The sequence below is a fragment of the Methylocystis sp. ATCC 49242 genome (assembly GCF_000188155.2).
Lineage (GTDB): Bacteria > Pseudomonadota > Alphaproteobacteria > Rhizobiales > Beijerinckiaceae > Methylocystis.
Genome location: NZ_KE124774.1, coordinates 59387 through 73272 on the forward strand (window position 1 = coordinate 59387; position 13886 = coordinate 73272).

At 65.3% G+C, this 13886-nt stretch carries 11 protein-coding genes and 1 other RNA gene; 10 read left to right on the top strand and 2 right to left on the bottom strand.

The window, feature by feature from the left end:
* The first annotated feature begins 6 nt into the window (after positions 1-6).
* From dxr to cobT, 10 genes are all read left to right on the top strand, one after another.
* Positions 7-1236, top strand: coding sequence for a 1-deoxy-D-xylulose-5-phosphate reductoisomerase (dxr, locus tag MET49242_RS02205; RefSeq protein WP_036280287.1), 1230 nt, complete (start codon positions 7-9; stop codon positions 1234-1236).
* A 78-nt stretch (positions 1237-1314) separates the two neighbouring features.
* The gene (gene rseP / locus MET49242_RS02210; RefSeq protein WP_192815613.1) at positions 1315-2454 is read left to right on the top strand and encodes an RIP metalloprotease RseP; all 1140 of its coding nucleotides are present in this window, start codon (positions 1315-1317) and stop codon (positions 2452-2454) included.
* Between the two features lie 299 nt (positions 2455-2753).
* Positions 2754-5246: an outer membrane protein assembly factor BamA gene (gene bamA / locus MET49242_RS02215; protein ID WP_036280292.1), complete on the top strand. Its 2493-nt coding sequence runs from the start codon at positions 2754-2756 to the stop codon at positions 5244-5246.
* Between the two features lie 133 nt (positions 5247-5379).
* Complete coding sequence (lpxD, locus tag MET49242_RS02220; protein ID WP_036286582.1) at positions 5380-6429, top strand: UDP-3-O-(3-hydroxymyristoyl)glucosamine N-acyltransferase; 1050 nt, start codon at positions 5380-5382, stop codon at positions 6427-6429.
* Positions 6430-6482: 53 nt separating this feature from the next.
* Positions 6483-6947 carry a 3-hydroxyacyl-ACP dehydratase FabZ gene (gene fabZ, locus MET49242_RS02225; protein ID WP_036280295.1) on the top strand — a complete coding sequence of 155 codons (465 nt, stop codon included), beginning with the start codon at positions 6483-6485 and terminating at the stop codon, positions 6945-6947.
* Positions 6948-6970: 23 nt separating this feature from the next.
* Entirely contained in the window at positions 6971-7774 is an 804-nt protein-coding gene (gene lpxA / locus MET49242_RS02230; protein ID WP_036280298.1) for an acyl-ACP--UDP-N-acetylglucosamine O-acyltransferase, read from the top strand.
* Positions 7771-8958: a lipid-A-disaccharide synthase gene (gene lpxB / locus MET49242_RS02235; RefSeq protein WP_036286583.1), complete on the top strand. Its 1188-nt coding sequence runs from the start codon at positions 7771-7773 to the stop codon at positions 8956-8958. Before lpxA ends, lpxB begins: the two co-directional genes overlap by 4 nt.
* A 135-nt stretch (positions 8959-9093) precedes the next feature.
* Complete coding sequence (locus MET49242_RS02240; RefSeq protein WP_036280300.1) at positions 9094-10554, top strand: amino acid permease; 1461 nt, start codon at positions 9094-9096, stop codon at positions 10552-10554.
* An 8-nt stretch (positions 10555-10562) separates the two neighbouring features.
* A complete protein-coding gene (locus MET49242_RS02245) occupies positions 10563-11981 on the top strand; it encodes a deoxyribodipyrimidine photo-lyase (protein WP_036286588.1) in 1419 nt (472 codons plus the stop codon).
* Positions 11982-12044: 63 nt separating this feature from the next.
* Positions 12045-13067 carry a nicotinate-nucleotide--dimethylbenzimidazole phosphoribosyltransferase gene (cobT, locus tag MET49242_RS02250; protein ID WP_036280303.1) on the top strand — a complete coding sequence of 341 codons (1023 nt, stop codon included), beginning with the start codon at positions 12045-12047 and terminating at the stop codon, positions 13065-13067.
* 9 nt (positions 13068-13076) lie between these two features.
* Here the strand turns inward: cobT and MET49242_RS02255 are convergent, their stop codons facing one another.
* Both MET49242_RS02255 and ssrS read right to left on the bottom strand, forming a co-directional pair.
* The gene (locus tag MET49242_RS02255) at positions 13077-13664 is read right to left on the bottom strand and encodes a 5-formyltetrahydrofolate cyclo-ligase (protein WP_036280305.1); all 588 of its coding nucleotides are present in this window, start codon (positions 13662-13664) and stop codon (positions 13077-13079) included.
* 36 nt (positions 13665-13700) lie between these two features.
* Positions 13701-13855, bottom strand: a non-coding RNA gene (gene ssrS, locus MET49242_RS23830) — 6S RNA.
* Positions 13856-13886 lie beyond the last annotated feature (31 nt).

Genomic DNA, 13886 nt, shown 5'->3' on the forward strand with positions numbered 1-13886 from the left:
TAAAAGATGGCTTTGGGCAACGGACATTCCGACATGAGCGCGCGCGCGCCGCGCCGCATCGTTCTCCTCGGCGCTACCGGCTCGATCGGACGCTCGACGGTCGACCTTCTCGAACGTGATCCCGAAGGCTTTTCGGTCGTGGCGGTCGCCGGCGGCGCCAACGCCGCCGAACTCGCGCGCGTCGCTCGCGTGACAAAGGCCGAATTCGCCGCGATCCGCGACGAAAGCGCCTATGCGGAGCTCAAGGAGGCGCTGTCCGACACCAATACGCAGGTCGCAGCCGGCCGCGAGGCGGTGATAGAGGCGGCGGTGCGCGAATGCGATCTGGTCGTTTCGGCGATCGTCGGGGCGGCGGGGGTCGAGCCGACCTATGCGGCGCTTTCCGCAGGCCGCGACGTTGCGCTCGCCAACAAGGAATGTCTCGTCTGCGCCGGCGTTCCCTTCATGCGCATGGCGAAAAAGATGAAGGTCCGGCTGCTGCCGGTCGACAGCGAGCACAACGCCATTTTCCAGGCGCTGGGCGGGGAGGATCCCGCGCGCATCGAGCGCATGATCGTCACGGCGTCCGGCGGTCCCTTCCGGACCTGGAGCAGGGAGCGCATCGCCGCCGCGTCGGTGGAGGAGGCGCTCAACCACCCCAACTGGGCGATGGGGCCGAAAGTCACGATCGACTCGGCGGGTCTGATGAACAAGGGCCTCGAGCTGATCGAGGCGCACCACCTATTCGACGTTCCGGCTGAGAAGCTCGAGGTTGTCGTGCACCCTCAGTCGATCGTACACGGCCTCGTTGCCTTCACCGACGGCTCGGTGACGGCCGGCATGGCCCCGCCGGACATGCGCGTGCCGATCGCTCACTGTCTCGGTTATCCCGATCGCCTGACCACGCCCGCGCCGCGGCTCGATTTCGCGAAGATCGCCGCGCTCACCTTCGAAGCCCCTGATTTTGAACGTTTTCCGGCCCTGCGTCTGGCGCTCGACGCCCTCGCCAATGGCGGCGGCCTGCCCACCGTGCTCAACGCAGCCAATGAGATTGCGGTCGAGGCCTTCCTCGACCGGCGCATCCCTTTCGCCGGAATCGCCGGGCATGTCGCGGAAGCCTGCGAGGCGGCGCTGCGCGACGGCACGGCCCGCGAGCCGGCAAGTGTGGAAGATGCGCTCGCCATTGACCATATTGTTAGAGAAAGGTCGCGGACGGTCTTGGCCGTGGCCGCGGCTTCAGGCATGTTAACGCTTTAGTAACCAATCCACGCCGAGCGCCGGCGAGGGTTTGGCCCAAGCGAGAGCGTTCGGAGGCGAGACGTGCTGGACCTGTTGATGACTTTCGTGACCTACGTCGTCCCCTTCGTCCTCGTGCTCAGCGTGGTCGTCTTCATTCATGAATACGGCCATTTCATCGTCGGGCGATGGTGCGGCGTGCAGGTCGACGCCTTTTCGATCGGCTTCGGGCCGGAGCTCTGGTCGCGCGTCGACCGTCTCGGCACGCGGTGGCGGATCGCGGCCATACCGCTCGGCGGTTATGTGAAATTCCACGGTGACGCCAATGGCGCCAGCGTGCCGGACCCGGAAGCCGTGAACGCCATGCCCGCGGCCGAGAGGGCGGTGACCTTCGCCGCACAGCCGGTCTGGAAGCGTTCGGCAATCGTCTTCGCTGGCCCGTTCGCGAATTTCCTGCTGGCGATCGCGATTTTCGCGGCGTTGTTCGGGTTTTATGGCCGTACGGTGCTCGCGCCGCGCGTCGGCTCCGTCGTCGCCGGCGGGGCGGGGCAGGCGGCAGGCTTCCAGCCGGGCGACCTGGTCGTGTCGATCGACGGGACGCCGATCGACAGTTTTGGCAAGATGCAGGAGATCGTCTCCGTCTCCGCCGACAGGAAGCTGATTTTCGTTATTCGCCGCAACGGCGCGGAGCTGACGTTCCCGGCGATCCCCGCCTGGCGTGAAATCGACAGCGCGGTAGGCAAGGTCCGCATCGGCATGCTTGGCCTGCAGGCCTCGACCGCGGCCGCCGACGTGCGCGAGGAGCGGTATGGGCCGCTCCAGTCGCTGGCGATGGCCGTCGACGAGACCTGGCAGGTCGTGCATCGCACAGGCGTCTATGTCGGCGGGCTGATCACGGGGCGCGAGAGCGCCGACCAATTGTCGGGCCCGATCGGCATCGCGCAGATGTCGGGTCAGATGGCGAAGGCTGCCACCAAGGTCGGCATTGCGCCGTTCATGAACCTCATCGCGATCCTCTCTGTCTCGATCGGCCTGCTCAATCTGATGCCAGTGCCGCTGCTGGACGGAGGGCATCTGCTGTTCTTCGGCATAGAGGCGGTGCGCGGCAGGGCGCTGAACGAGCGCGCGCAGGAGTTCGCCTTCCGGGTCGGCCTCGCGATGGTCGGCGCATTGATGATCTTCTCGACCTATAATGACATCGCGCGCCTCATCCACAGGCTGGCCGGCGGCGCGTCATAACCGTCTTTCCGCCACTTTTCGACGCAAATACTGTCTGGCCGCGCCTTTCGGGGCGCGGCTTTTCTGCGTTTTCGACGCACGAGAGATCGGTTGTTAACCAGGTGCTGACCATGAATCGTGGCTTTGGCGTCACGCCTTCGACAAATTGCTAAAACACCATTTATTCTGGATTTGCAGGGTTGGTTAAACCCTGTAGAAGATTCGACGGACCAGTAGGAGCGCGGCTCGCCAGCGCGCCAAAACAGTGGAACATCGCGCCGCGCCATGGGCGGCGGTCGTTGCGACGAGGACCGGCTTTTATGCAATCCATCAGCGGCATTTGGAAATCTTCGTCAATTTTGATCGCGGCGTTCGCGGTCCTGCTCGCCTGCGCCGCTCCCGCCGCCGCGGCGCCGGAAATTGTCGTGCAGGGCAATACGCGCGCTGACGCTGAAATGATTCGTTCTTACTTCACCGGAACAAGCCCCGCCGAGATCGATCAGGGCCTCGAGGCGCTGCGCGCGAGCGGGCGTTTTTCGAGCGTTTCCGCCAGCCGCCAGGGCGGCAAGGTCGTGGTGCGCGTTTCCGAAGGCAATATGATCAACCGCGTCGCTCTCGAGGGCAACAGCAAGGTCAAGACCGAGAATCTTCTGCCTGAGTTGCGCACGCGCGCCCGCACCGCGTTCAGCCCCGCGACCGCGGAGTCGGACGTTGCGCGTCTGACGGAAATCTACCGCCGCTCGGGTCGCGCGGCCGCGAAAGTCTCCTATCGCACTGTCGATCTGCCGAATGGCCGCATCGATGTCGTCTTCACCATCGTCGAGGGCGACAAGACCGGCGTCAAGGAGATCAAGTTCGTCGGCAACAACGTCTACTCCACGCGCCGGCTCGTCGGCATGATGGAGACGACGGAAATGAACTTCCTGTCGTTCCTGAAGTCCAGCGACGTCTATGATCCCGATCGCATCGCGTCGGATCTCGAACTCGTCCGCCGCTTCTATCTCAAGAACGGCTACGCCGACTTCCGCGTGGTGAGCTCCGACGCGCAGTTTGATCCCGCGCAGGGCGGCTACATCATCACCATCGTTGTCGAGGAAGGCCCGCAATATCGCGTGTCGTCGGTCGATGTCGAATCGCACCTGCCCGACGTGGACGCCGCCTCGCTGAACGACGTGCTCCGCATCTCCGCCGGCGACGTCTACAATGGCGACGCAGTCGAGAAGTCGGTCGAGGCGCTGACCCGCGAAATCGCCAAGAAGGGGTACGCCTTCACTCAGGCGCGTCCGCGCGGCGAGCGCAATCCGGCCGCCCAGACCGTCGCGATCCGCTTCGTTCTCGATGAGGGTCCGCGCGTCTACATCGAGCGCATCAACATCCGCGGCAACACCCGCACGCGCGACTATGTCATTCGCCGCGAATTCGAGATCGGCGAGGGCGACGCCTATAATCGCGTGCTGATCGACCGCGCCGAGCGCCGCCTCAACGGCCTCGGCTACTTCAAGAAGGTCAAGATCACCAATGAGCCGGGCTCGTCGCCCGACCGCGTGATTGTGAATGTCGACGTGGAAGATCAGCCGACGGGCAACTTCGGCGTCTCCGGCGGCTATTCGACGACTCAGGGCTTCATCGCCGAAGTGTCGGTCTCCGAAAGCAACTTCATGGGCCGCGGCCAGGCCGTGCGCATGTCCGTGCAGGCGGGTCAGCTGTCGCGCGGCGTGACCTTCAGCTTCACCGAGCCTTACTTCCTTGACCAGCGCATCGCGGCGGGTTTCGACGTCTTCGCCAAGCGCATGGACGCCTACAACTACTCGATCTACAGCTCGACCTCGGTCGGCGGCACGATCCGCTTCGGCGTTCCGATCACGGACGAGCTGACCTTCTCGCCCCATTATTCGATCTATCAGACGACGATCTCGATCCCGAATAACTGGAGCCGTCCCTATAACGACTGTTGGTCGCCGGTCCCGGGTCTGACGCCTGGCTTCTCGCCCTTCTTCCCGGAGCCGAGCCTCTTCATCAACTGTCAGACGAACGGAGAAGCGTCGCTGGCGATCAAGGAATCGCAGGGCACGTTGCTGACGTCGCTGGTCGGCTATTCGCTGACCTTCGACAATGTCGACAACTTCAAGAACCCGCACAACGGCTGGCATGCGACCCTGTCGCAGGACGTGGCCGGCGTCGGCGGCGATTCGCGTTACCTGCGCACCACGGGCGACATCCGCTACTTCCACGAGATTCCCTATCTCGACGACGTTGTCGGCATTGCCCGCGTCCAGGGCGGCGACCTCTCGACCTTCGGCGGATATACGCCGCGCATTCAAGACAACTTCAATCTCGGCCCGAGCCTCGTTCGCGGCTTCGCGCCGGGCGGCATTGGTCCGCGCGACTCGAATATCTTCACCAGCTTCAACAATAACCGGGGCAACTCCCTCGGCGGCTCCGATTACTTCGGCGGCTCGCTCGAAGTGCAGTTCCCGCTGTGGGGCCTGCCGAAGGATCTTGGTCTGAGAGGCGCGCTGTTCGCCGACGCTGGCACGCTCTGGAACTTCCAGGGGCGCACCAACTACAGCAACAATCTGCCGACCATTCCGGGCGTCACCTGCCTTGCGCCTTATTCGGCGCAGGCCGCCTTCGGCGTCGGAACCTGTGTGATCCCCGTATCCGACTCGATGAAGCTTCGTTCGTCGGTCGGCGCGTCGCTGTTGTGGAATTCTCCGATGGGCCCGATCCGCTTCGACTATGCGGTCGTGACGTCGAAGGTCTATGGCGACATCACGCAGAACTTCCGCTTCACTGGCGGCACGAACTTCTGATGCTCAGCAAAGCTCGTCGGGCCAAAAGCGCCCGGCGAGCGGTTTGCCTTGCGCAGCCGCCCGCCGGCGCATGCGCCAATCTTATCTCCGCGCCTGCGATTGCCTCCGGCGCCGCCCCAAAAGAGCGGCGCGCATGAGCGCCGTCGCCTTCTTCCAATTGTCCCGTCCGTTCACGCTCGCCGAAATTGCCGAAGCGACGGAGGCGGAAATCCGCAACGCCGACCAGTCGCCCGCATCGACCGTCGTCACAGGCGTGGCTCCGCTGGAGGCGGCTCGCGCCGGCGATCTGTGTTTCTTCGATTCGTCACGCTACGCCGAGGCGCTTTCCTGCTGTCGCGCCACCGCCTGTTTTCTGCGTGAACGGCATCTTCCGCTTCTGCCTGAGGGCGTCATCGGCCTCGTTGTCGAGCAGCCATACCGGGCCATGACGCGCGCGACGGCGCTGCTCTTTCCGCAGGCGTTGCGCCCCGGCTCGCTGTTTGCCGCCAGCGGCGTGTCGCCCGGCGCCGTCGTTCATCCGGAGGCGCGGCTGGAGCCTGGCGTCACTGTCGATCCCGGCGCTTTCATCGGCCCGCGCGCGGAAATCGGGTCCGGCACGACTATCGGACCACATGCGGTCGTCGGGCCGGACGTGCGTATCGGCCGCGACTGCTCCATCGGGGCGCACGCCAGTCTCATTTGCGCGCTCGTCGGCAATCGCGTCATCATTCATCCCGGCGCGCGGCTCGGGCAGGACGGCTTCGGTTTTGCGCCGACGCAAAAAGGCTATCTAAAGACGCCGCAACTGGGGCGCGTCATCGTCCAGGACGACGTCGAAATCGGCGCCAACACAACGATCGACCGCGGCGCGACGCGCGACACGATCATCGGCGAGGGCACGAAGATCGATAATCTCGTGCAGATTGGCCACAATGTCGTGATCGGCCGTTTCTGCGCCATCGTCGCGCAGACGGGCATAGCGGGCTCCTGCGAGATCGGCGATTTTGTCGCGCTGGGCGGCCAATCCGCGATCGCCGGCCACTTGACGATCGGTGAGGGCGCCGCCATTGCGGCGAAATCCGGCGTCATGCGCGACGTCCCGCCCGGCGCGCGCTTTGGCGGCTCCCCCGCCCGGCCTTTGCGCCGGCATTTGCGCGCGGAAGCCATGCTCGACAAAATGGCGCGGCGGGACAGACCGATGTAATACAACCGGCAAGGGCGCGGCAGTCGCCCGCGGTTTCATCGGGGAGGAAAAATATGACTGAGACAGCCGCCGGCGCGACGCTGGAGAGTGCCGACATATCGCAGATCATGCGCTGTCTGCCGCACCGTTATCCGTTTCTGCTGGTCGATCGCATCGTCGACATTCGCGGCGACGAATCCTGCGTGGGCGTCAAGAACATCACCATCAATGAGCCGCAGTTCATGGGCCATTTCCCCGAGCGGCCGGTGATGCCGGGTGTGCTGCTCATCGAGGCGATGGCGCAGACGGCCGGCGTCATCGTCATGCGCGCGCAGGGCGAGATGGAGAAGCCGAAGCTCGTCTATTTCATGACGATCGACAATGCGAAGTTCCGCAAGCCCGTGACGCCGGGCGACCGTGTCGAATTCCACATGACCAAGACGGCGCAGAAGCGAAACATCTGGTGGTATCAGGGTCGCGCGATGGTCGATGGCGCGCTCGTTGCCGAAGCGACCATCAGCGCCATGATGGGGGTCTGAAGCGCGCGGCGCATCAGGGAAGAATGAGCGCGACGCTCCATCCCACCGCAATCGTCGAGGACGGCGCCCGCCTGCATGACGGCGTCGTCATCGGGCCTTTCTGTCATATTGGCGCGAGCGTCGAGATCGGCGCCGGCGCCGTTCTCCAATCCCATGTCGTGATTTCGGGGCGCACGCGCATCGGCGCGGGCGCGCGTATCTTTCCATTCGTTTCGATCGGAACGCCGTCGCAGGATCTCAAGGCCGCGCTGGCCGAGGGCGCGGTGACGATCGGCGATGACTGTGTTGTGCGCGAGGGCGTGACGATCAACGCCGGCGTTGGCGCAGGCACGCTGGTCGGCGCGCGCTGCGTCTTCCTCGCCTATTCGCATGTCGCGCATGATTGCCGGCTCGGGGAGGGCGTCGTGCTGTCGAACCAGGCGTTGCTCGGCGGCCATGTCGAGATTGGCGACCATGCGATGATCGGCGGCGGGACCGCCGTGCATCAGAATGTGCGCATCGGCGCGCATGTTTTCATCGGCGGGCTGGCGGGCGTCGAGGGCGACGTGATTCCTTTCGGTCTCGCGGGCGGCAATCGCGCGCATCTCTTCGGCGTCAATCTGGTCGGCGTTCGACGGCGCGGTTTTTCGAATGAGCGCATCGCCCGTCTGCGTGAAGCCTATCGCCGGCTCTTTGCGAGAGACGATGCGCGGGCGCTCACCGAGCGCATCGACGAGGTCGCCGCAGCCTTCGCGGGCGACGCCGACGTCGCGCAGATCATCGATTTTCTGCGGGCTCCGTCTACGCGCCCGCTTTGCGCGCCACGCGCGCGCGGCGACGACGCGTGAAAGCTCCGCGCATTTTTCTCATCGCGGGCGAAGCCTCCGGCGACGCGCTCGGCGCGGCTTTGATGCGCGCGCTTCGCCTCGCGCGGCCTGACGCGAGCTTCATTGGCGTAGGCGGCGAGGCGATGGCGCGAGAGGGGCTCGTTTCCCTCTTTCCGCTTGCCGATATTGCTGTGATGGGTCTCGCGCCCGTGATCCGGCGCCTCCCTAAACTCATCGCGCGCATCAATGAAACGGCGCGCGCGGTCATAGCCGCGCAGGCGGACTGTCTCGTTCTCATCGACGCGCCTGATTTCACCCATCGCGTCGCGCGCAAGGTTCGCCGCGAGAGGCCACGCATGCCGATCGTCGATTACGTCAGCCCAACCGTCTGGGCCTGGCGCCCCGGCCGCGCGAAGGCGATGCGCGCCTATGTCGATTGCGTGCTGGCCCTGATGCCTTTCGAGCCCGAGGCGCATGAACGGCTCGGCGGCCCGCGCTGCGTCTATGTCGGTCATCCGCTGGTCGAGCGGCTCGATGAACTGACGCGCTACGCTCCGCTTGAAGGAAACGAAAGCGGGGAGCCGGGCGACGCCTCGCGGCGCGATCGGCCATTGCTCCTCGTCCTTCCGGGTTCGCGCGTTGCGGAAGTCCAGCGCATGACGCCGCTTTACGGCGAGACGCTCAAGCTTCTGATGCGCGAACGTCCCGATCTCGAAGTCGCCATTCCCGTGGCGCCGAATATGGAGAGGACGTTGCGCGACGCGCTACGCGACTGGCCACTCGCACCCCGCCTGATCACGCAGCAGGAGAAATTCGCGGCCTTTCGCAATGCGCGCGCGGCGCTCGTCACCTCGGGCGCCGCAACGCTGGAGCTTGCGCTCGCCGGCACGCCGATGGCCGTCGCTTACAAGGTCTCGCCAGCCGAGTCGCTGTTGCGTTTTCTGATCGAGGTAGATTCGATCGTGCTGCCCAATCTCGTCATCGGCGAAAACGCGATTCCGGAGTTTCTTCAGGAGGCGGCGACGCCGCGTGCGGTGGCCGACGCGATCGCGTCGCTGCTCGAAGACGGCGCCGCACGCGCGAGGCAGCTTTCCGCCTTTGCGCGAGTGCGCGAACGCCTCAGCGAGGCCGGCGACAACCCCAGCGCCCGCGCGGCGCAGATCGTGCTGCAATATGTCGACGGACGGGAGTCCGCCGCGGGTTGACCGCTTGCGTCGGCGCATAGCCGGACTAGACCTTTTCCGCTTGTATCTTTCGGCGCCGCAACCATAATCGGCGCGAGTTCACTCCCGTGGCGCGAAACGATAATTGCGCCGCGCATTTGCGAAAGGGCGACGGCCTTGTCCGAAGTCGCGCGAAAAAACTATCTGACGCGGAAATCGCTGGAAGCGATCATTGCGGAAAACGACGCAGAACGTGAGGGCGGCGGTCTCAAGCGCGCGCTTGGCTGGGGGTCGCTGATGGCGCTCGGCATCGGCGGCATCATCGGCGCCGGCATTTTCGTGCTCACCGGCACGGCGGCGGCGAAGTTCGCCGGCCCCGGCGTCACGGTCTCCTTCCTGCTGTCCGGCCTCGCCTGCGCCTTCGTTGCGCTGTGCTATGCGGAGCTCGCCGCGCTCATTCCGGTGGCGGGAAGCACCTACACCTACACTTACGTGACGCTCGGCGAGATCTTCGCCTGGATCATCGGCTGGAATCTCGTGCTGGAATACGCCGCCGGCGCCGCGACCGTCGCGGTAGGCTGGGCCGGCTATTTCAATCGCGTGCTGCAGGGCTTTGGCATAAATCTGCCGCCCGAGTTCACCACCGCCTATTTCGCCCATGCAAGCGCGCATGCGCCACCGGAGACCGTGCATGGCGTATTCAACGTGCCGGCGGCGGCGATCATCTTCCTCCTGACGATGATCCTCGTGCGCGGTACGACGGAGTCCTCGACCTTCAACAACATCATCGTCGCCATAAAGGTCACCGTCGTGCTGCTGGTGATCTTTTTTGGCGCGGCGCATGTCAATTTCGCCAACTGGACGCCGCTCGTGCCCGAGAACAATGGCGAATTCGGCATATTCGGCTGGAGCGGCGTGGTGCGCGGCGCCTCCGTCGTCTTCTTCGCCTATATCGGGTTCGACGCCGTCTCGACGGCCGCGCAGGAGGCTCATACGCCTCAGCGCGACGTGCCGATCGGCATTCTCGGCTCGCTCGTCATCTGCACGGTTCTCTACGTCGCCGTCGCGGCCGTCGCGACGGGCGTCGTGAACTACAAGGAGCTCGGCGTTCCCGATCCGATTGCGCTGGCGATGGATCGCACCGGCCAGACCTGGATTTCATGGGTCGTGAAATTCGGTGCGCTCGCCGGTCTAACGACGGCGATCCTCGTGCTGCTCTTCGGACAGACGCGCGTCTTCTACGCCATGGCGCAGGACGGTCTGTTGCCGCCCGTCTTCGCGAAACTGCATGATCGCTTCCGCACGCCGGCGGTGAGCCAGATCATGATCGGCTTCTTCGTCGCGCTGGCCGCGGGTCTGTTGCCGATCGACATTCTCGACGAAATGGTCAGCATCGGCACGCTTGCGGCTTTCTGCCTCGTCTGCATGGCCGTCATTCATTTGCGCCGCGCGCATCCCGAAATGCATCGTCCCTTCCGCGCGCCGGGCATTCCGTTCATGCCGATCCTCGGCATCGGCTCCTGCCTCGCGCTGATGGTCGCCCTGCCTCTCGAAACATGGCTGCGGCTGCTGATCTGGACCGGAATCGGTCTCGCGATCTACATGTTCTACGGCATCAGTCACGCGAAGCGGGGGTGAGCGCATTAATGAGCGCGCCCGCTGTCGTCTGGTTTCGCAATGACCTGCGTCTTGCAGACAATCCGGCGCTGACGGCGGCGGCGCGCTCGGGCGCGCCGATTATTGCGCTTTACGTGCTCGACGATGAAAGCGCCGGCGAATGGCGCATGGGCTCGGCGAGCCGCTGGTGGCTGCATCATTCGCTGACGGCGCTTGCGCACGACCTTGCGCGACTGGGCGTCACGCTCACACTGAGACGCGGGCGCGCGGAATTCGTGCTCGAAAATATCGTGGCCGACGCCGGCGCCGGCGCCGTCTACTGGAACAGGCTTTACGAGCCATGGGCGATGCGTCGCGACAGCGAAATCAAGTCGCAGTTGCGCGCGCGCGGTGTGATGGTCGAAAGCTTCAACGGCTCGCTGCTTTTCGAGCCGGGCGGCTTGCGCAACAAGCAGGGCGAGCCCTTCCGCGTTTTCACCCCTTTCTGGCGCGCCTGTCTTGCGGCGGAGGCGCCGGACGCGCCATTGCCGGCTCCGAAGAAACTGACCGCCGCGCCGCCGCCGGCGAGCGACGCGCTGGCCGATTGGCGTCTATTGCCGACGAAACCCGATTGGGCGGGCGGCCTGCGCGAAACCTGGCGGGCCGGGGAACACGCAGCGCTCGAGCGGCTTGCCGAATTCGCGAAGAAGCGCGTGCGCGACTACAAGATCGACCGCGACTTCATGGCCCGCGAGGGCGTCTCGCGCATGTCGCCCCATCTGCATTTCGGCGAAGTTTCGCCGCGGCGGATATGGGCGGAGATAACGGAAGCCGCAGGCGACGCAGGCGCGGCCTATTTGCGCGAAATCGGCTGGCGCGAGTTCTGCCATCATCTGCTCGTCGCAAATCCGCAGATGCCCGAGCGCGCGCTCGACGAGCGGTTTCGCGATTTTCCCTGGCGCGAGGACGCCGCGGCGCTGGAGGCGTGGCGCAGAGGCCAGACGGGCTATCCGCTGGTCGACGCCGCGATGCGCGAATTATGGATCACAGGCAACATGCACAATCGGGCGCGCATGGTCGCCGCGAGCTTTCTCGTCAAGCATCTGCTGATCCCCTGGCAGGAGGGTGAGCGCTGGTTCTGGGACACGCTCGTCGACGCCGATCTCGCCAACAATAGCGGCGGCTGGCAATGGGTCGCCGGCTGCGGCGCCGACGCCGCGCCTTATTTTCGCGTGTTCAATCCCGTTCTGCAGGGCGAGAAATTCGATCCCGAGGGCGATTACTTGCGCCGTTATGTTCCCGAACTCGCAAGGCTCGATGCGCGCCACATCCATTGCCCGTGGGAGGCGCCGGAGGAGGTCTTGCGCGCGGCGGGCGTGCGACTGGGCGAGACCTATCCACGCCCGATCGTGGACCATGCGAAGGCGCGTGATCGGGCGTTGAAGGCGTTCGAGGCGACGCGAGGATAGCGACGCTCGCAAATCCTCCTGAAACCCATTAAGGCATGGTCTCTCTTCCCAATTCGAGAAACCATGCACGCCGACATCCGCCCCTTCGAAGAAATCCGCATGCTTTTCGCCAATCTTCCGACGCCGAGCGAAGAGAGCGTCGCGGCCGTTCGCGCGCGTGACGCGCAACTCACCAAGCCGCCGGGGGCGCTTGGACGGCTGGAGGAGATCATCGAGTGGCTCGCGGCGTGGCAGGGCAGGGCGGAGCCCGCGATCGAGCGTCCGCTCGTCGCTGTCTTCGCCGCAAACCATGGCGTCGTCGCGCAAGGCGTCTCCGCCTTTCCGGCGAGCGTCACGGAGCAGATGGTGGCGAATTTCACCGGCGGCGGCGCGGCGATCAACCAGATTTGCAAGGCCCACGGCGTCGGGCTGAAGGTTTATGAACTCGCGCTGGAGCGCCCGACACAGGATTTCACCCAAGCGCCCGCGATGGATGAGCGCGAGGCCGCCGCGACCTTCGCCTATGGCACGGCGGCGATAGAGGATGGCGTCGACCTTCTCGCGCCCGGCGAGATGGGAATCGGCAACACAACCGTCGCGGCGGCGATCTATACGGCGCTCTATGGCGGGCCGGCCTCGCGCTGGACGGGGCGCGGAACGGGCGTCGATGACACGGGTCTTGCGCGCAAGAACGCCGCCATCGAGGCGGCGCTGAAGCTGCACGGGCCGCATCTTTCCGACCCCTTCGAGATCATGCGGCGTCTCGGCGGGCGGGAAATTGCGGCGATGATGGGCGCGATCACCGCCGCGCGGCTCAACCGCATTCCGGTCGTGCTCGACGGCTATGTCGTCTGCGCGGCGGCGGCGCTGCTGCATGCGATCACGCCCGACGCTATTGCGCATTGCGTCGCCGGTCATGTGTCGGCGGAGGGCGCGCATGCCGATGTCCTGGAGCGTCTCGGCAAGAAGCCGCTGCTCGATCTCGGTATGCGTCTGGGCGAGGGCTCCGGCGCCGGCCTCGCCATCGCGATCATCAAGACAGCGCTCGCCTGCCATCGCGACATGGCGACATTCGAGAGCGCGGGAGTGAGCGGAAAGGCGAGTTGAATCGCCGCGTCAGCGCGGCGTGATCAGTTCCCGCTCGGTCATCAGATAATCGAGCCGCTGGTCGTGCGGCTCGGTCGGCACGTGGTCGGCCTCCTGGCAGGAATAGGCGACGCCGACGGCGACGACCTTTTTCTTCGGCCGCAGTTCGGCGAGCGTCGCATCATAGATCCCGCCGCCATATCCGAGCCGGAAACCTCGGCGGTCGAAAGCCGCGAGCGGCGAGAAAATGATGTCCGGGTCGCGTGCGATCTTGTCGTCGGCGGGTTCGGACAGGCCGAACGGCCCTTTCACGAGATCGTCGCCGGGCGCGAAGTCGCGGAAGACGAGGGGATGACGAACCTTGTGCATCACCGGCAGCACGACCTGATAGCCGTCGCCGGCAAGCGCCTCGATCAGCGGGCGCGTGTTGAGTTCGCTGCGGATCGGCCAGTAGACCGAGACGACGGGCGCCGTGGAGCCGGCTTGGCTCGCGATCTCCCTCACGAGCGCAAGGCCGCGCTTCGCGACGGCGGCGGCCGCCTCATGCGCCTCCTGCGGCGACACGAGGTCACGGCGCGCGAGCGAATGCCGGCGCAGATCGGTTTTCACGTCGGTCATGGCGGTCGGGCGTCTGATCGTCGAAGAAAGAGAAAGCGCGGGCCACGTGAGCCGTGGGACATCGATCCCGGGAACCTACAACGTAGGTGGGCGCCATATGACCAAGCCCACGGGCAAGGCCAGGGACAGCTCCCATAAGGATCGATAAGGCCCCGGGGAATAATAGTCCTGCACGAACCCCGCAGCGCCGCTCTGCTAATCTAGCGACGACCGGGGCTTTGC

Coding starts and splice junctions, on each gene's coding strand:
- dxr (WP_036280287.1), top strand. CDS start 7: ATGGCTTTGGGCAACGGACATTCCGACATGAGCGCGCGCGCGCCGCGC.
- rseP (WP_192815613.1), top strand. CDS start 1,315: ATGACTTTCGTGACCTACGTCGTCCCCTTCGTCCTCGTGCTCAGCGTG.
- bamA (WP_036280292.1), top strand. CDS start 2,754: ATGCAATCCATCAGCGGCATTTGGAAATCTTCGTCAATTTTGATCGCG.
- lpxD (WP_036286582.1), top strand. CDS start 5,380: ATGAGCGCCGTCGCCTTCTTCCAATTGTCCCGTCCGTTCACGCTCGCC.
- fabZ (WP_036280295.1), top strand. CDS start 6,483: ATGACTGAGACAGCCGCCGGCGCGACGCTGGAGAGTGCCGACATATCG.
- lpxA (WP_036280298.1), top strand. CDS start 6,971: ATGAGCGCGACGCTCCATCCCACCGCAATCGTCGAGGACGGCGCCCGC.
- MET49242_RS02245 (WP_036286588.1), top strand. CDS start 10,563: ATGAGCGCGCCCGCTGTCGTCTGGTTTCGCAATGACCTGCGTCTTGCA.
- cobT (WP_036280303.1), top strand. CDS start 12,045: ATGCACGCCGACATCCGCCCCTTCGAAGAAATCCGCATGCTTTTCGCC.
- MET49242_RS02255 (WP_036280305.1), bottom strand. CDS start 13,664: ATGACCGACGTGAAAACCGATCTGCGCCGGCATTCGCTCGCGCGCCGT.